General features: G+C 71.6%; 17 protein-coding genes. 14 read left to right on the forward strand and 3 right to left on the reverse strand.

Going from position 1 to position 17388, the window contains the following annotated elements; all coding sequences use genetic code 11:
* Positions 1-33: 33 nt before the first annotated feature.
* A complete protein-coding gene (locus KALB_RS42360; protein WP_025361752.1) occupies positions 34-930 on the forward strand; it encodes an SDR family oxidoreductase in 897 nt (298 codons plus the stop codon).
* A 106-nt stretch (positions 931-1036) separates the two neighbouring features.
* On the opposite strand, the gene KALB_RS42365 is transcribed toward KALB_RS42360, so the two are convergent.
* Positions 1037-1318, reverse strand: a complete 282-nt coding sequence (locus tag KALB_RS42365) for a YciI family protein (protein ID WP_025361753.1) — start codon at positions 1316-1318, stop codon at positions 1037-1039.
* A 67-nt stretch (positions 1319-1385) separates the two neighbouring features.
* Here KALB_RS42365 and KALB_RS42370 point away from each other — a divergent pair, with 67 nt between their 5' ends.
* Positions 1386-1946: a SigE family RNA polymerase sigma factor gene (locus KALB_RS42370; RefSeq protein ID WP_025361754.1), complete on the forward strand. Its 561-nt coding sequence runs from the start codon at positions 1386-1388 to the stop codon at positions 1944-1946.
* A 132-nt stretch (positions 1947-2078) separates the two neighbouring features.
* Here KALB_RS42370 and KALB_RS42375 read toward each other — a convergent pair whose 3' ends face one another.
* Positions 2079-2864 carry a DeoR/GlpR family DNA-binding transcription regulator gene (locus tag KALB_RS42375; protein WP_025361755.1) on the reverse strand — a complete coding sequence of 262 codons (786 nt, stop codon included), beginning with the start codon at positions 2862-2864 and terminating at the stop codon, positions 2079-2081.
* A gap of 89 nt (positions 2865-2953) precedes the next feature.
* Here KALB_RS42375 and KALB_RS42380 point away from each other — a divergent pair, with 89 nt between their 5' ends.
* The 10 genes from KALB_RS42380 to KALB_RS42425 all read left to right on the forward strand — a co-directional run bounded on the left by KALB_RS42380 (position 2954) and on the right by KALB_RS42425 (position 12612).
* Entirely contained in the window at positions 2954-3844 is an 891-nt protein-coding gene (locus KALB_RS42380; protein WP_236650134.1) for an SIS domain-containing protein, read from the forward strand.
* A gap of 83 nt (positions 3845-3927) precedes the next feature.
* Entirely contained in the window at positions 3928-4809 is an 882-nt protein-coding gene (locus tag KALB_RS42385) for an ROK family protein (RefSeq protein WP_042223188.1), read from the forward strand.
* Complete coding sequence (gene nagA / locus KALB_RS42390; protein ID WP_025361758.1) at positions 4809-5945, forward strand: N-acetylglucosamine-6-phosphate deacetylase; 1137 nt, start codon at positions 4809-4811, stop codon at positions 5943-5945. Before KALB_RS42385 ends, nagA begins: the two co-directional genes overlap by 1 nt.
* Complete coding sequence (locus tag KALB_RS42395; protein WP_025361759.1) at positions 5936-6772, forward strand: class II fructose-bisphosphate aldolase; 837 nt, start codon at positions 5936-5938, stop codon at positions 6770-6772. Before nagA ends, KALB_RS42395 begins: the two co-directional genes overlap by 10 nt.
* Positions 6773-6811: 39 nt before the next feature.
* Complete coding sequence (locus KALB_RS42400; RefSeq protein WP_025361760.1) at positions 6812-7405, forward strand: dienelactone hydrolase family protein; 594 nt, start codon at positions 6812-6814, stop codon at positions 7403-7405.
* A gap of 43 nt (positions 7406-7448) precedes the next feature.
* Positions 7449-8540: a hypothetical protein gene (locus tag KALB_RS44725; RefSeq protein WP_025361761.1), complete on the forward strand. Its 1092-nt coding sequence runs from the start codon at positions 7449-7451 to the stop codon at positions 8538-8540.
* A 103-nt stretch (positions 8541-8643) separates the two neighbouring features.
* The gene (locus tag KALB_RS42410; protein WP_025361762.1) at positions 8644-9348 is read left to right on the forward strand and encodes a DedA family protein; all 705 of its coding nucleotides are present in this window, start codon (positions 8644-8646) and stop codon (positions 9346-9348) included.
* Positions 9349-9449: 101 nt separating this feature from the next.
* Positions 9450-10898: an FAD-dependent monooxygenase gene (locus KALB_RS42415; RefSeq protein WP_025361763.1), complete on the forward strand. Its 1449-nt coding sequence runs from the start codon at positions 9450-9452 to the stop codon at positions 10896-10898.
* Positions 10868-11494 carry a TetR/AcrR family transcriptional regulator gene (locus KALB_RS42420; RefSeq protein ID WP_158510907.1) on the forward strand — a complete coding sequence of 209 codons (627 nt, stop codon included), beginning with the start codon at positions 10868-10870 and terminating at the stop codon, positions 11492-11494. Before KALB_RS42415 ends, KALB_RS42420 begins: the two co-directional genes overlap by 31 nt.
* Before the next feature lie 143 nt (positions 11495-11637).
* A complete protein-coding gene (locus KALB_RS42425) occupies positions 11638-12612 on the forward strand; it encodes an NADPH:quinone reductase (RefSeq protein WP_025361765.1) in 975 nt (324 codons plus the stop codon).
* Positions 12613-12782: 170 nt separating this feature from the next.
* Here KALB_RS42425 and KALB_RS42430 read toward each other — a convergent pair whose 3' ends face one another.
* Positions 12783-14174: an FAD-binding oxidoreductase gene (locus tag KALB_RS42430; RefSeq protein ID WP_025361766.1), complete on the reverse strand. Its 1392-nt coding sequence runs from the start codon at positions 14172-14174 to the stop codon at positions 12783-12785.
* Positions 14175-14309: 135 nt separating this feature from the next.
* On the opposite strand from KALB_RS42430, the gene KALB_RS42435 reads away from it, so the two are divergent.
* The gene (locus KALB_RS42435) at positions 14310-14810 is read left to right on the forward strand and encodes a MarR family winged helix-turn-helix transcriptional regulator (protein WP_025361767.1); all 501 of its coding nucleotides are present in this window, start codon (positions 14310-14312) and stop codon (positions 14808-14810) included.
* Positions 14807-17371: an MFS transporter gene (locus KALB_RS42440; RefSeq protein ID WP_025361768.1), complete on the forward strand. Its 2565-nt coding sequence runs from the start codon at positions 14807-14809 to the stop codon at positions 17369-17371. Before KALB_RS42435 ends, KALB_RS42440 begins: the two co-directional genes overlap by 4 nt.
* The last annotated feature ends 17 nt before the right edge of the window (positions 17372-17388 follow it).

Genomic DNA, 17388 nt, shown 5'->3' on the forward strand with positions numbered 1-17388 from the left:
TGCTCACACAGGCTTCAACCTGAGGAGGCGCTGGTGGGCAGGAACTACACGCTGGCCGGGAAGGTCGTGCTGATCACCGGCGCGGCCCGGGGCATCGGGGCCGAGGTCGCCCAGCGCATGGCCGCGCTGGGCGCCAAGGTCGCACTGGTCGGGCTGGAGCGCGAGCAGCTGGAGCAGACCGCCAAGGCCTGCGGTCCCGACGCCGCCGCGTGGGAGGCCGACATCACCGACTGGGACGCGCTGCAACTGGCCGTTGACGGGGTGGTCGACCGGTTCGGCGGCATCGACGTGCTGATCGCCAACGCGGGTGTCGCGCCGACCGGGTTCGTGCGCTCACTGGACCCGGCGGCCTTCGAGCGGACCATCGAGGTCAACCTGCTCGGCGTGTGGCGCACCGTGCGCACCGCCCTGCCGCACCTGATCCGCAGCCGGGGCTACTGCCTGGTGGTGTCCTCGCTGGCCGCCGTCATGCACATGCCGGGCATGGCCGCGTACTCGGCGAGCAAGGCGGGCTGCGAGGCGTTCGCGGACAGCCTGCGCGCCGAGGTCCGGCACCTGGGCGTCGACGTGGGCACCGCCTACTTCTCGTGGATCGCCACGGACATGGTCAACAGCGCCGACGCGCACCCGGTGTTCGGCAAGCTGCGCTCGAAGCTGCCCGGGCTGCTCGGCCGCAAGTACCCGGTCTCCGACGTGGGCAGGGCCGTGGTGCTGGGCGTCAGCAGGCGAGCGCACGCGATCCACGTGCCCGGCTGGATCGTCGGGCTCAAGGCGTTGCGCGGGGTGCTCAACCAGCTGTCACTGCCGGTGGCCTCGGCCAATGCGAAGGCGGCCGACCAGGCGGCACTGGACGACATCGCGGCACGCGGGGCCGAGGCCTCCCGACCGGTCGGTCCCGGCGGCCAGGCGGGGTTCGAGGGCAAGAAGTAGAAGTTTTTTTCCGCAGCGGCGTGTCCCAGAGCACACCGGCCCCTCTTGTTCTTGTACACCCCATCCCCGGCCACTCCCTGCCGCCGGGGATGGGGTGCCACAGGCTTCAGGACACCCAGGCACCCAACAGCGGGTTCCACTCCGTGATCCGGGTTTCGGAGATCACCTCGGCGGCCTTGTACGGGTCCGCGTCCAGGTAGCCGCGCAGGGCCGCCTCGTCGGCGGCCTCGAAGGCCAGCAGCGCCCCGTCGTCGGCCGCCCACGGACCCGCGAGGAGCAGCACGCCCTCGGCGGCCAGACCGGCCAGGTAGTCACGGTGCCGCGGACGCACGGCGTGCCGCTTCGGGACGTCCTCGACGTAGGTGTACTCCACCGCGTACCTGGGCAAGTCGACCTCCAGAAGAAGTTGGGGTTCGACAAGCAACTTACTTTACCCGTTAGGTATTCTCACCGCCGTGGACGTGCAGGCGAGCAGTGTGGAGCGAACCCTCAGTCACCTGCGTGCGGTGGACGGTCCCGAGCCAGCACCGGCCCCGGCGCTGACACTGGAGGACCTGTACCGCACGCACCGGATGCGACTGGTGCGGTTGGCGATCCTGCTGGTCGACGAGCCCGCCACCGCCGAGGACGTGGTCCAGGAAGCCTTCACCGGACTGCACCGCAACTGGTCCACCCTGCGCGACGCCGCCGCCGCGGTCGGCTACCTACGCACCGCCGTGGTCAACGGCAGCCGCTCGGTCCTGCGCCGCCGCAAGACCGCCCGCGACTACACCCCACCGCACACCGCCAACGCCCGCTCCGCCGAGTCCCTGGCCATGCTCACCGCCGAACACCAGGCCGTGGTCAACGCCCTGGCCAAGCTCCCACCCCGCCAACGCGAGGTCCTGGTCCTGCGCTACTACGGCGACCTGTCCGAAGCCGAGATCGCCGAGGCCACCGGCATCTCCAAGGGCACCGTCAAATCCACCGCCAGCCGCGCCCTCGACGCCCTCCAGAAACTCATGGCCGGCACCTGACCCCCGCGAGTCCCGCCCTGGCACACGCGAGTCCCGGCCACCAGCCCGCGAGTCCCGGCCAGGCGCGCCCGAGTCCCGCTCCCTGGACCGCGAGTCCCGCTGTGCCGCACCCGAGTCCCGCTCCGGCGCGGCTCAGACGCGCAGCACCTCGATGCCCCGCTCCTCGAACGCGCGCACCACGGTCTCGTCCGCCTCGGCGTCGGTGACCAGCACGTTGATCTCCTCGATCGGGCAGATCCTGGCGAAGGCGCTCGCGCCCAGCTTGGAGGAGTCGGCCACCACGACCACCTTCGCGGCGCGCGCGGCGAGCAGCCGGTTGATGTTGGCCTCGCCCTCGTTGTGCGCGCTCGCCCCGGTCTGCGGGTCCAGCGCGTTCACGCCGAGGAAGGTCACGTCCAGGGTCAGCTCGTCGGGGATCAGCCTGGCCAGCGGGCCGACCAGCTCGTAGGACTGCGGGCGGGCCACCCCGCCGGTCACCACCAGCTTGATCTGCGGCCGGACGGCCAGCTCGTTGGCGATGTTGAGCGCGTTGGTGACCACCGTGACGGCCGTGTCCCCGTCGCTGGTGTGCAGGTCGGGCCGGGTGGCCAGCGCGCGGGCCACCTCGGTGGTGGTCGTGCCCCCGTTGAAGCCGACCACGGTGTTCCTGGTGACCAGCGAGGCCGCCGCGCGCCCGATGCGCAGCTTGTCGTCGGCGTGCCGCACCGACTTGTAGCGCAGCGGCAGGTCGTAGGACACCGCGTGCGCCACGGCCCCGCCCCGGGTCCTGGTGAGCAGCTGCTGTTCGGCCAGGTGGTCCAGGTCGCGGCGGATCGTGGCGGCCGAGACCGTGAGCTCCTCGGCGATGTCGTCGACATCCACCCTGCCGCGTTCGGCAAGCAGCTCCAGCAGCATGTTGAGCCGCTCGTACCGGTTCATGCTCGACCTCCCAGTGCTCAATAGTGCACTATTATGCTCGGTTGGACGCAGTAATGAGCATTCGGCAGCGCTCGCCCTCGGAGGTCTTGGTGCCAGAACAGTTCTTCGTCGAAACCGAGATCACCACCCAGCCGGACTGCTGGCGTCGAGCGGCCTCGCTCAACCCGGACAGTCTGCCAGCGCGCGGCGAGCGCGTTGCGGTGGTCGGCTGCGGCACGTCCTGGTTCGTCGCCCAGTCCTACGCGGCGTTACGCGAATCAGCAGGTCAGGGCGAGACCGACGCGTTCGCGGCCTCCGAGTTCCCGCTCGGCAGGGCCTACGACCGTGTCGTGGCGATCACCAGGTCGGGCACCACCACCGAGGTGCTGGACCTGCTCGACCAGGTGCGCGGGCGGATCCCCACCGTCGCGGTCATCGGCGACCCGGACACCCCCGTGGTGCGGCGCGCGGACCAGCTGGTCGTGCTGGACTTCGCCGACGAGCGCTCCGTGGTGCAGACCCGGTTCGCCACCACCACGCTCGCCCTGCTGCGCGCCAGCCTCGGCGAGGACCTGGGCCCCGCGGTGCGCGACGCCGAGCGCGCCGTGGTCGAGCCGCTGCCCGCCGAGCTGGTCGGCGCCGAGCAGTACAGCTTCCTGGGCCGCGGCTGGACCTGCGGGCTCGCCCAGGAGGCGGGCCTGAAGATGCGCGAGGCCGCGGGCGCCTGGACCGAGTCGTACCCGGCGATGGAGTACCGGCACGGCCCGATCAGCATCACCGGGCCGGGGCGGGTGGCCTGGATGTTCGGCACCGCACCGCAGGGCCTTGCCGAGCAGGTGGCCGCCACCGGAGGGCTGTTCCGCACCAGCGACCTGGACCCGATGGCGGACCTGATCACCGTGCAGCGGGTGGCCGTGGCCATCGCGGTACGCCGGGGCCTGGACCCCGACCAACCCCGCCACCTGAGCCGTTCGGTCATCCTCGACGACGGTCAGGTGTAGACCAATGCCGAGGCCGTGCCGCAGGATCACAGCTCGTGGCTCGCACTAGGTACGTGGTGGCCGTCGACGTCGGCGGCACAGACATGAAAGCGGCCCTGGTGGCCGGCACGCCCACCGAGGCGTCCTTCGTGACCCAGCGCAGGCGTGGCACCCCGCGCGCCTCGGACGGTCCGGCCACCGCACACGCCGTGGTGGACGCGGTGGTGGAACTGGTCGAGGAGCTGCGCGCGGCCAGTGACCACCCGGTCGAGGCGGTGGGTGTCGTGGTGCCCGGCGTGGTCGACGACGACCGCGGTCTCGGCGTGTTCTCGGCCAACCTCGGCTGGCGGGACTTCCCGTTCCGCATGCTGCTCGGCGAGCGCACCGGCGTGCCGGTCAGCTTCGGCCACGACGTGCGGGCCGGTGGCCTGGCCGAGCACCGGCTGGGTGCCGCGCGGGGGCTGACCGACGCGGTGATCATGCCGATCGGCACGGGCATCGCCGCGGCACTGGTGCTGGGCGGACGGCTGCACAGCGGCGGCGGCTACAGCGGGGAGCTCGGCCACGTGGACGTGGGCCACGGCGACCCGTGCGGCTGCGGCCAGCGGGGCTGCGTGGAGACCCGGGCCTCCTCGGCGGCCATCGCGCGGCGCTACTCGGCGCGCACGGGCAAACAGGTGGACCGGGCCGCCGCGGTGGCCGAGGCGGTGCGCGCGGGTGACCCGGACGCGGTGGTGGTCTGGGACGAGGCGGTGGACGCGCTGGCCAGGGGCATCCTGGTGGCCGCGACCCTGCTCGGCCCGCAGGCGGTGGTGCTCGGCGGCGGGCTCGCGCTGGCCGGTGACCTGCTGCTGGTCCCGCTGCGCAAGCGCCTGGAAGAGCTCATCGTGTTCCAGAGGATGCCGGAACTGCGGCTGGCCGCGCTGGGCGACGGCGCGGGCTGCCTCGGGGCCGCGCTGATGGCGATCGACGCAGTGGGGGCGTGATGACCAGGCTGATGCTGACCGGAGCGAGGCTGGTGGCCCCGCAGGGGGTCGTCGAGGACGGCTGGGTCGCCGTCGAGGGAGACCTGATCAACTCGGTCGGCAGCGGCCCCGCTCCCGACGGGCCCGCCGTGGACCTGGCCGGGGCCTGGCTGGTGCCCGGGTTCGTGGACGTGCACTGCCACGGCGGTGGCGGTCGGGCCTTCACCGGGCAGGACCCGGCACAGGCCATCGCAGCGCACCGCAGGCACGGCACCACCAGCACCATCGCCAGCCTGGTGTCCCGGCCGATCCCCGAACTGGCCAGGCAGATCGCCGGTCTGGCCGAGCTGGTGCAGGACGGGGCGGTCGCGGGCATCCACCTGGAGGGCCCGTTCCTGTCGGCGGCCCGCTGCGGGGCGCACGACCCCCGCGTGCTGCGCGCCCCCGACCTGGACTCGGTGCGCACCCTGCTGGACGCCGGTCGCGGCACGATCCGCATGGTGACCATCGCCCCCGAGCTGGAGCACGCCGTCGAGGCCACGAGGTTGTTGGTGGACAACGGGGTCATCGTGGCGATCGGGCACACCGACGCGGCCGTGGCCCAGGTCGTGCCCGCGGTGGAGGCCGGGGCGAGCGTGGCCACCCACCTGTTCAACGGCATGCGCCCGCTGCACCACCGCGAGCCGGGACCGGTCGGCGCGCTGCTCGAGGACGAGCGGGTCACCGTGGAGCTGATCTGCGACCTGGTGCACCTGCACCCGACCGCCGTTCGCCTGGCGGCGCACCACGCGGGCACCGGGCGCACGGTGCTGATCACCGACGCGATGGCCGCCGCGGGCATGGGCGACGGGGTGTACGACCTGGGCGGGTTGGAGGTCACCGTGCAGGACGGGGTGCCGACCCTGGCGGGCGGTTCGCTGGCTGGCAGCACGCTGACCATGGACCGGGCGTTCGCCAACTTCGTGCTGTCCTGCGGGATGTCGGTGCCGGAGGCCGTGGCGGCCACCGCGACCCGGCCCGCGGAGCTGATCGGGCTGGCCGACCGGGTCGGCGCGATCCGGCCCGGCCTGCGCGCCGACTTTGTCGTGCTGGACGAGGAATTCAAGGTGCGGGACGTGTACCGCGCGGGCGAGAAGGAGGACACCGGGTGGCACTGACACCGACCGGGCAGATCGTGGACGCGGCGGCTGCGGCGGGCCGCGGGGTTGGCGCGTTCAACGTGATCCAGCTGGAGCACGCCGAGGCGCTGGTCGCGGGCGCCGAGCGCGCGGGCGCCCCCGTGGTGCTGCAAATCAGCGAGAACGCCGTGCGCTACCACGGCGGGCTGGCGCCGATCGGGCTGGCAACCCTTGCCGTGGCAAGGGAATCCTCGGCGCAGGTGGCCGTGCACCTGGACCACGCGGAGAGCCCCGAACTGGTGGGCGAGGCGGTGCGGCTCGGTTTCACCAGCGTCATGTTCGACGCGTCCAAACTGGACTACGCCGAGAACGTGCGTGCCACCAGGGAGGTCGTGCTCCGCTGCCACGACGCGGGGGTGCACGTGGAGGCCGAGCTCGGTGAGGTCGGCGGCAAGGACGGGGTGCACGCGCCCGGCGCGCGGACGGATCCGGACCAGGCGCAGGAGTTCGTCGCCGCGACCGGGGTGGACGCGCTGGCCGTGGCCGTGGGCAGTTCGCACGCGATGCTGACCCGGGACGCCGCCCTGGACTTCGAGCTGATCGGCAGGCTGCGCGCGCGGGTCAGCGTGCCGCTGGTGCTGCACGGCTCCTCCGGGGTGCCCGACGAGGACCTCACCAAGGCCGTGGACGCGGGCATGACGAAGATCAACATTGCCACGCACCTGAACAAGGCGTTCACCGCGGCGGTGCGCGCCTACCTGAGCGAGAACCCGTCCGTCGTGGACACCCGCAAGTACCTGGCTCCGGGCCGTGACGCGGTCGCCACCGAGGTCGCCCGGCTGCTCGGCGTGCTGCGCGCCTGCTGAGCTCACGGACTTGTCGGTGGTCCCTGTTAGACAGGGTCCATGGCTGACATCGTGCTGTTCCACTCGATCCTCGGACTCCGCCCCGGCGTGCTGGCGGCGGCCGACCGCTTCCGCACGGCCGGGCACACCGTGCACACCCCGGACCTCTACGAGGGCGCGGTCTTCGAGGACTACCGGCTCGCCGAGCGCAAGTTCGAGCAGCTGGGTGTGGAGGGCCTGCTCAGACGCACCGAGGAGTCGGTCGCGGATTTACCCGAGGACCTGGTCTACGCGGGCTTCTCCAACGGCGGCGCCTCGGCAGCCCACCTCGCCGCGACCAGACCTGGTGCACTGGGCGCGCTGATGCTGCACTCCTCGCTGCCGCTGGCGATGATGCGACTGCCCAGTTGGCCCGCCTCGGTGCCCGTGCAGGTGCACTACGGCGAGGGCGACCCGTGGCGCCGCCAGGAGTGGGTGGACGCGATGGCCGCCGACGTGCGTGCCTCGGGCGCGGGCTACGAGTACTTCTCCTACCCGGTGAACGGTCACCTGTTCACCGATCCGACGCTGCCGGAGGAGTACCACGAGGAGTCGGCCGAGCTGCTGTTCCAGCGCGCGCTCGCGTTCGTGGGCGAACTCGGACGGGGGAGGTGAAGCCGCTGCTCGTGGCGGACCGGGATCGGCTAGCGTCGACCGGGTGAGCAAGTCCGAGGATCCGGAGCGGCTGCTGGCCGAGGCCCTGCGTGCACAGGCGGTCAGCGCCGCGGTGACCATGCCGCCGCTGCCGAAGGTGCTGCAGTCACAGCCGCCTCAGGCCGAGCCCGCACCCGCACCGGTGGTGGCCGCCGCCCAAGGGCAGGCACCCGCCGACTCCGCAGCCGAGCAGGCCAGCTCGGCGACGGCCGCCGGGAAGACCGACGCGCAGGCAGTCGACGCGCAGGCCGCTGGCGGGCAGGCCACGGATGAGGCTGCCATCGGGAAGACCGCTGGCGGACAGGCCGCGAACAAGGCCGCTGCCGGGAAGACCGCTGGCGGGCAGGCCGCGGACAAGGCCGCCACCGAGAAGAGCGCGAACCAGGCAGCCGAGGAGCAGGCCGCACACGAGGCCACCGGCAAGCAGGCCACCCCTGAGGCCAGCCCTGGCAAGGCCGCGGACCAGGCAGCTGCGGAAGCAGGCGCCGCGAAGGCCGCTGCCGGGGAGCAGGCCGCAGTCGGACCGGCCGCTGGCAAGCAAGCCGCGAACGGGGTCGGCACAGGTCAGGGGGTGACCACCAGCTCCGCAGCCACGGGCCAGCCGGCCGCCGAGAGCGCCGCCGCTGAACCGGCAGCCTCCCCGACCGAGGCCGTCACCGACCAAGCCGCTGGCAAGTCCGTTCCCGGAACAGCGGCGGGGACGGCCGCCGACGAGAAGGCTGCGGGTCAAGCCGCTGCCGTGCAGCAGCCCGCGCGCGACAGCAGCACCGGACTCACCGAGGAGATGATGCTGCGGGCCATCTCCGAGGGGCCGACGACCGGCGAGCTGGCCACCATCCGGATCGAGAAGACCCACCACATCGAGACGGAGCGGTTCTCCCCGGTGCACAACCTGCTCGGTCAGGGCTACGGCCTGCTGTCCGGCAGCGAGGCGAACGAACCGGTGCCCGAGCCGGTCGCCGAACCCGAGCCCGCCCAGGTGCAGCCGCCGAAGCAGGCCCCGCGCACACGGCTGAGCACCTGGCTGATCCTGTTGCTGGCGGTGGTGCTGGGGCTCGCCGCCGGGGCCGTGGCCGCGGTCATCACGATGCTCTGACCACGCAGCGCTTTCGGCTTGCGTCACACACCGTCACCAGGCAACATCGGACGGTTCGACGCCCGTCGGGGGCACTCAGGAAACCCCTGTACCGTGATGAATCGTGACGACCGCGCTTGCCGCCACCACGACCACTGTCGCGCTGCCGGGTTGGCTCAACGCCGACACGATCCTGTCCGGCCTGGGCCCGTACGTGTTCCTCGGGCTCGCGCTGCTGATCTTCGCCGACTGCGGCATCCTGATCGGCTTCCTGATCCCCGGTGACACGCTGCTGTTCACCGGCGGTCTGCTGATCGCGCGCGGGGTGATCGACATGCCGCTGTGGCTGGCCTGCCTGATCCTCTCGGTCTGCGCCGTGGTCGGCAACGTCACCGGCTACTGGATCGGCAGGGCCATCGGTCCCAAGCTGTTCGACAAGCCGGACTCCAAGATCTTCAAGCGCCAGCACGTGGAGCGCACGCACGAGTTCTTCGACAAGTACGGGGCGCGGGCGATCATCCTGGCCCGGTTCGTGCCGATCGTGCGCACCTTCATCACCGCCATCGCCGGTGTCGGCAAGATGGACCAGAAGAAGTTCTTCACGTACTCCTTCATCGGCGGCGTGCTGTGGGCGGTCATCGTGCCCACCGCGGGCTACTTCCTGGGCCAGATCCAGTTCGTGCACGACAACCTGGAAGTCTTCCTGGTCGCCATCCCGGTGCTGTCGGTCATCCCGATCGTGTTCGAGGTGATGAAGGCCCGCCGTGAGCGCAAGGAGCGCGAGGCCTCCGCGCTGGAGACCACGCAGAGGATCGACCCCGTGCGCTGAGCAGCGCGCCGGAGGACCGCCCCTGGACTGTCTCGACAGGGGCGGTTTTTCGTGCTCCAATTTGTATACAGAACACTACTGTTTACAAATAGGGGGACGTCATGGCGGTACTCGTCGCGGGGGCAGGACCCACCGGCCTGGTCCTGGCCTGCGCACTGCTCCAGCGCGGGGTCGAGGTCCGCGTGCTGGACGCGGCCCCGGAGCCCGCACGCACCTCTCGGGCCCTGGGCCTGCAAGCACGCGGGGTGGAGATCCTCACCCGGCTCGGCGCCCTGGGCGACCTGCTGGAGCGCGGGCTGCCGGTCGCCCGGGTGCGGGTGCACCTCGGCGGGCGCCAGATCAGCGAGATGCGGGTCGGCGCGGCGGGCGGCCGCGGCGTGATCATCTCGCAGGCGGAGATCGAGGCCGCGCTGCGGCGCAGGCTGTCCGAGCTGGGCGGCAAGGTGGAGTGGGGCCTCGCCGTGACCGACGCCGAACAGGACGCCGAACAGGTGCGGGTGACCGTGAACGGGGCGGAGGCCGTTCAGGCCGACTGGCTGGTCGGCTGCGACGGGGCGCACAGCAGGGTGCGCAAGCTGGCCGGGATCGAGTTCCCCGGTGTACCGGTGATCGAGCGGTTCCTGCTCGCCGATGTGCGCGTCGACCTGGGCCATGCGCACGACGGCGCGACCACCTGGCTGCACCGGGACGGCGTGTTCGCGGCCTTCGCGCTGCCCGGCGAGCACCTGTGGCGGCTGATGGCCGACCTGCCGGGCAGCGAGGAGGTCACCGACGTGCTCGCCGAGTTGCAGCGGGTGCTGCCGGTGCGCACCGGGCTGACCGGGGTGCGGCTGGACCGGGCCGAGTGGACCTCCACGTTCCGCATCCAGCGCAGGCTCGCCAGCACGTACCGGCGAGGCCGGGTGCTGCTGGCCGGGGACGCGGCGCACATCCACAGCCCGTTCGGCGGCCAGGGCATGAACACGGGCATGGGCGACGCGGAGAACCTGGGCTGGAAGCTGTCCCTGGTGCAGCGCGGGCTGGCGGGCGAGTCCCTGCTGGACACCTACCAGGCGGAGCGCAGGCCGGTGGCCGAGGGCGTGCTGTCCACCACGACCGCGGCCACCGAACTGCTGCTCGCCACCGACCCGGTGCGCAGGCTGCTGCGCGATCACGCCGTGCTGCCGCTGATGAATCTGCCCGCCGTGCAGAACCGGATCGTTCGGCAGGCGTCCCAGCTGGACCTGACCTACCGGGGCGGCCCGCTGGCGCCGAGGACCCGGTTCGGCGCGGGGCCCCGGCTCGGCGACCGGGTGCCCAGCATGTGCTGCGCCAGGGCGGACGGCTCGCTGACCTCGCTGCACGCCGAGCTGGCCGGGCGTTGGGCGCTGGTGGTCGGCAAGGGCCGCCCGACCCCGCGGGTGGACCGGCTCGGCGCGGACCTGGTCGTGCTGCACGGGGACCAGCCCGACACGCTGCTGGTGCGGCCGGACGCCCACCTGGCTTGGCGGGAGCACCGGTCAGCAGCGAGGCTGGACGCGTGGCTGGACAACATGCTGATGCGGAGTTGACCTCGGCCCCCCGCGCGGGGCGGCCCAGGGACCCCGATGCCGACGCCGCGATCCTGCGCGCCGCGCTCGAACTGTTCGCCGAGCGCGGTGTCGAGGGGACCAGCATCGAGCAGGTCGCCAAGCGCGCAGGCGTGGCGCGGCTGACCGTGTACCGGCGCTGGTCCTCGAAGGAGGAACTGCTCGCGCACGCCATCGAGTTCGCGCGCAACGCTCCCGATCTGAGCGAGGAGGAGTACGACACGCTGCCATGGCCGGAGCTGGTCGGGCGGCTGGGCGGCACGATGGCCGAGGCCGCGGACAACGGGTTGGCCCCGATGCTGGCCCAGCTGATCGGGTCCTCGTTCACCCACCCCGAGCTGATGCGGGCGTTCTGGGCGAGTTCGGGCGAACCCCGGCGGCGCGGTGGCCTGCGCATGGTGGCGCGAGCCGTGCGCGAGGGACTGCTGCCCGCCGACTCCGATCCGGAGGTGGTGCTGAACATGATCGTCGGCGCGGTGGTCTACAAACTGGTGTTCCCCCCGCGCGAGGAGCGTCCCGACATGGCTGAGTACGCGCTGAAGGTGTTGCGCCAAGCCGGTTTCCGGCTGCCGGTGTAGCCGGTGCACGGGCTGACCGGCCGCACCGTGAATGTGTGGATCACCGAGCGGCGCAGGGCGGCACTGGCCGTACCCGAAGATAGTGCGATCAGGGCGGCAGCGCGTCGCACCGGCTGAGCGGCGCGACTGCCTACTGTGGACACATGCGAGCTGCGTGGTACGAGAAGGCCGGTGCTGCGGACGAGGTGCTGGTGCTCGGCGAACTGCCCACCCCCGAGCCGGGGCCCGGCGAGGTGCGGATCCGGGTGGCCGCGTCGGGCATCAACGTGGGCGACGTCAAGAAGCGCGCCGACTGGCTGGGTTTCGGCATGTCCCACCCGCTGGTGATCCCGCACAGCGACGGGGCGGGCGTGATCGACGTCGTTGGCGAGGGCGTGGCCGCCTCGCGGGTCGGCGAGCGGGTGTGGTGCTACCACGCGCAGAGCTACCGCGCGTTCGGCACGGCGGCGGAATACGTTGTGCTGCCTGAGAAGTTGGCGATCCCCCTGCCTGATGAGGTCTCGTTCGAGCAGGGGGCGTGCCTCGGTATCCCCGGCATGACGGCGCATCGCGCCGTGTTCGCGGACGGACCGGTGAGCGGCAGGTCGGTGCTCGTGACGGGCGCCGCGGGCACCGTCGGGCTCACCGCCGCACAGCTCGCGCTGTGGGGCGGCGCGCGGGTCATCGCCACCGTTCGATCAGCTTCCGACGCCGACATGCTGCGCACCAAGGGAATCGACGAGGTCGTTGTGACCACTGTGGATGGTTACGAGGGCGAGCTGCGCGCACTCGGCCCGGTGGACCGGATCGTCGAGGTGGCCTTCGACGCCAACATCGCGTTGAGCGCCGAGTTGCTCGCCAACGGTGGGGTCATCGCCGCGTACGCCTCGACCAGTCCCGAACCGACCGTGCCGTTCTGGCCGCTGCTGTTCGTCAATGCCACGATCCGCCTGCTCGGCAGCGACGACTTCCCCGTCGATGCCGAGCGGCAGGCCGTGCGGGACCTGGCCCAGGCGCTGCGCGAGGGTGCGCTGGGCTTCCGGGTGGCCGCCGCGCACCCCCTGGGCGAGATCGTCGCCGCCCACCAGGCCGTGGAGCGCGCGACCCGCGGCCGGGTGCTCGTCCTACCTGGGGCTTGACACCCGCTGACCTGGCACAACACGCCCGCTCGCGCGCGGCGGCGGCGAGTTGTGCACAGGCGGCGAGTTGTGCACATCCCGATCTCCAGCAAGATCAACCGGGCGCTGGGGCGGGTAGGCTTGAGACGGGGTCGCCCCCCAGGGAGCGGTGGGGGATGTCAGTAGGAGATTCACGCCACGCCGAACATCGAGCCCGGGTTGAACAGGTTGCCGGGGTCCAGCGCCGCCTTGATCGAGCGGTGCACGGCCAGGCCGACCGGGCCGATCTCCCTGGCCAGCCACTCGCGCTTGATCTTGCCGACCCCGTGTTCCCCCGTGACGGTGCCGCCCAGTGACAGGCCCAGTTCCAGGATCTCGTCGAAGGCGATCCTGGCGCGCTCGAACTCCTCGGCGGAGTTGGGGTCGTACACCAGGGTCGGGTGCATGTTGCCGTCCCCGGCGTGCCCGCAGACGGCGATCTTCACCTGGCGGCGCGCCCCGATCTCGGCGCAGCCCGCGATCAGGTCGGTGATCGCGGTGCGCGGCACGCACACGTCGTCGGTCAGCCAGGCGCCGTAGACCTCCAGCGCGGTCAGCACGGCGCGGCGCGCGGTGAGCAGCATCTGCCCCTCGGCGAGGTCCTCGGTCACGTAGGTCATGTCGGCGCCGGAGGCCTTGCACGCCTGCTCGATCGCCTCCAGTTCGCGGCGCGCGGCCTCGCCACCGCTGTCGGACTGGCACAGCAGCAGGGCCTCGCAGCCGGGCGGGCCGACCTCGGTGCGCAGGTGCTGCTCCACGGCCTTGATCGACACCGAGTCCATGATCTCCATCAGCGAGGGCACGACGCCCTCGCGCACGATCCTGGTGACGGCCGTGCCCGCGTCGGCGGTGTTGCCGAACGCGGCGACCAGGGTGGCGGGCGCCTGCGGCAGCGGGCGCAGCGCGAGCACGGCCTTGGTGATCACGCCGAGGGTGCCCTCGCTGCCGACGAACAGCTTGGTCAGGTCGTAGCCCGCGACGCCCTTCACGGTGCGGCGGCCGGTCTTGAGCAGTGAGCCGTCGGCGAGCACGACCTCCAGCCCCAGCACCGAGTCGGTGGTGACCCCGTACTTGACGCAGCACAGGCCACCGGCGTTGGTGGACAGGTTGCCGCCGATGGTGCACCAGTCGTAGCTGGACGGGTCGGGCGGATAGAACAGCCCGTGCTTCTCCACGGCCCCGCGCAGGTCCAGGTTGACCACCCCGGGCTCGACCACGGCGAGCCGGTTGTCCGGGTCGATCTCCAGGATCTCGTTCATCCGCGTGGTGACCAGCACGACGCAGCCGTCGATGGCGTTGGCGGCACCGGACAGCCCGCTGCCCGCACCGCGCGGCACGATCGGCACCCCGGCGGCGGCGCAGGCGCGCACCACGGCCCGCACCTGCTCGGTGTCGGCGGGGAACACCACGGCCAGCGGCCGGCCGACCGGGGCCAGCGGCATCATGTCGCGGCTGTAACTGGCCGTGACATCCGGATCGGTGCGCACACCGTCCTTGCCCAGGGCGTTCCGGAGAACCTGAACCAGTGCCTCGTTGCCGGTCATGGACTCACCGTAACCACCCGGTCGAGTGGTTCAACTCACAGCGGTTCGACTTGCCCCTTACCCTCTCCAAGCAGATGCTTGTACTATCCAACTGATTGGTTGACGCAACCATCGATTCGAGCGAGGAGGTGGCGGGTGGACACCGTGCAAGCCGAACGGCTGGACAACGCCGACCAGCTCGGTCAACAGCTCGTGAGGTTCCTCCGGCTGCTCGAACGAGCCCACGCCCACTTCTCCCACAACACCAACGGTGTGGAGAAGGCCAGCTACGTGCTCCTGGCACGGCTGGTGATCGACGGACCGCAGCGGGCGGGCACGCTCGCCGAGGCCGTCCACTCCGATCCCTCCACCATCAGCAGGCAGATCGCCGGGCTGGTCCGCGCAGGACTGGTCACCCGTCAGGCGGATCCCCTGGACGGCCGGGCCACGCTCCTGGTCGCCACCGAGGAGGGGGTGCGGACCTTCCAGGCCGCACGGACCGAACGCACCCGGCACATCGACGTGCTGCTCGCGAACTGGCCCACCCCACGTCGGAAGCTGCTCGTCGAACTGCTCGACGAGTTCAACTCCGACATCGAGAAGTACCAACCGCAGTTGGCAACTGCGATCGCCGAGCAGCGAGAGGCAACACGATGACACGCACGGCCGTCCGGGAGGCGGCGCCCACCACGAAGGCGGAGCACGTCCCCGGAACCCTGTCGCACCGACAGATCCTGACCATTCTCTCCGGCCTGATGCTGGGCATGTTCCTCGCCGCGCTGGACCAGACGATCGTCTCCACCGCGATCCGGACCATCGCCGACCAGCTGCACGGCCTGGACCAGCAGGCGTGGGCGACCACCGCCTACCTGATCACCTCCACCATCGCGACCCCGCTGTACGGCAAGCTGTCGGACATCTACGGTCGCAAGCCGTTCTACCTGGCCGCGATCTCGATCTTCGTTGTCGGCTCGCTGGCCTGCACCTTCGCCAGCTCCATGTACGAGCTGGCCGCGTTCCGTGCCTTCCAGGGCCTGGGCGCCGGCGGCCTGATGTCCCTGGCGCTGGCGATCATCGGTGACATCGTGCCGCCGCGTGAGCGCGCCAAGTACCAGGGCATGTTCCTGGCCGTGTTCGGCACCTCCAGCGTGCTCGGCCCGGTCATCGGCGGCGCGCTGGCCGGCCAGTCCAGCATCCTGGGCATCGACGGCTGGCGCTGGGTCTTCCTGGTGAACGTGCCGATCGGCGTGCTCGCCTTCCTGGTCGTCGCGGCCGTGCTGAACATCCCGCACACCGCGCGCAAGGCCCGCATCGACTGGCTGGGCGCCATGACGATCACCATCGGCATCGTGCCGCTGCTGATCGTGGCCGAGCAGGGCCGCGAGTGGGGCTGGACCTCCGACAAGGCCTGGCTGTGCTACGTGGTCGGCGCGATCGGCCTGATCGCCTTCGTGGTCGCCGAGCACTTCGCCAAGGACGACGCGCTCATCCCGCTGCGGCTGTTCCGCAGCTCGGTGTTCAGCCTGACCTCACTGACCGGCCTGGTGGTCGGCATGGCGATGTTCGGCGGGATCGCGATGATCCCCCAGTACCTGCAGATCGTGAAGGGCAACACGCCCACCCAGTCCGGCCTGCTGATGCTGCCCTTCGTGCTGGCCATGATGCTCTCCTCGATGGGTTCCGGCCTGATCACCTCGCGGACCGGCCGGTACAAGCTGTTCCCGATCGTCGGCACGATGCTGATCGCCGCGGGTTCCCTGCTGTTCCTTCAGCTGGAGTACGACAGCCCGCTGTGGGAGGCCGACATCTACATGGCGGTGTTCGGCATCGGGCTCGGCCTGTGCATGCAGACGCTGACCCTGGCCACGCAGAACGCCGTGCCCCCGCGCGACATGGGGGTGGCCACCGCCTCGGCCACGTTCTTCCGTTCCATGGGCGGCACCCTGGGCACGGCGGTCTTCCTGTCCATGCTGTTCAGCAACGTGGGCGAGAAGATCAAGGACGCGTTCACCAGCGTCGTGCCCACCCAGGCGTTCCAGGCCGCGATCCACGACCCGAGTGTGGTCAAGGACCCGAACAACGCCCCGGTGTTCGCCATGCTCAAGGGCGGGGCCAGCGGGGACGCGGGCGGAGCCCTGCAGGACTCCTCCTTCATCCAGAAGCTCAACCCGACCCTGGCGCAGCCCTTCCAGGAGGGCTTCACCAACGCGATGCACATCGTGTTCATCGGTGCGGCGATCGTGGCCGCGGTGGCCTTCGTGCTGACGCTGGTCACCCGCGAGGTCCCGCTGCGCATGCAGTCCGGTCTGCAGGCCAAGGCCGCCGAGGAGGCCATGGCGGCCACCGCTCCGGAACCGCTGGCCATCGTGGACGCCGAGCCCACCGCCGAGGTCGGTCGGCACGCGCTGAACGAGCCCGAGTTGCACGCGGAGGGCGCGCTGGACAGCACGGCCCAGGACGGCACGCCACTGCGCGGGTTCGTGCGGCGGCCCGACGGCAGCCCGGTGCCCTCCGCCGCGCTGACCGTGATCGACCTGGGCGGCAAGCAGGTCGGCAGGGCGGTCACCGGGCACGACGGCGGCTACGGGGTCACCGCACCGGCCAACGGCACGTACGTGCTGATCGCCTCGGCGGGCTCGCACCAGCCGCAGGCCTCCACGGTGGTGGTCAACGGGGCCCCGGTGGACTTCGACGTGGTGCTGACCGGCACCAGCGGCCTGGCCGGTGTCGTCACCGTGCTGGGCGGCGGCCCGGTGGCCGGGGCCACGGTCACCCTGGCCGACGTGCGCGGCGAGGTGGTCGGCTCACGGGGCACCGACCCGGCGGGCGGCTACCGGTTCGGCGACCTGGTTGCGGGCGAGTACACGCTGGTGGTCAGCGCGGCCAACCACCGGCCGACCGCGATCCCGCTCACCGTCGGCGACACCGGCCTGACCACGCGGGACGTGGAGCTGGTCGGCGGGGCCACTCTGCACGGGGTGGCGCGCACCGCGGGTGACCGGCCGGTGGCCGATGCCCGGGTGACCCTGCTCGACGCGGAGGGCCAGGTGGTGGCCGCGGCGACCACCGGCGAGTCCGGGGAGTACAGCTTCGGCGACCTTGCCGAGGGCGACTACACGGTGATCGCCAGCGGCTACCCGCCGGTGGCCGGGGCACTGCGCGTGCGGGCGGGCGAAGAGGCCGTGCACGACGTGGAGTTGGCACACCCGGAGTCCTGAGTTCGGGCCGAGCGGCG

The organism is Kutzneria viridogrisea DSM 43870, assembly GCF_000525635.1.
Classification (GTDB): Bacteria; Actinomycetota; Actinomycetes; order Mycobacteriales; family Pseudonocardiaceae; genus Kutzneria; species Kutzneria viridogrisea.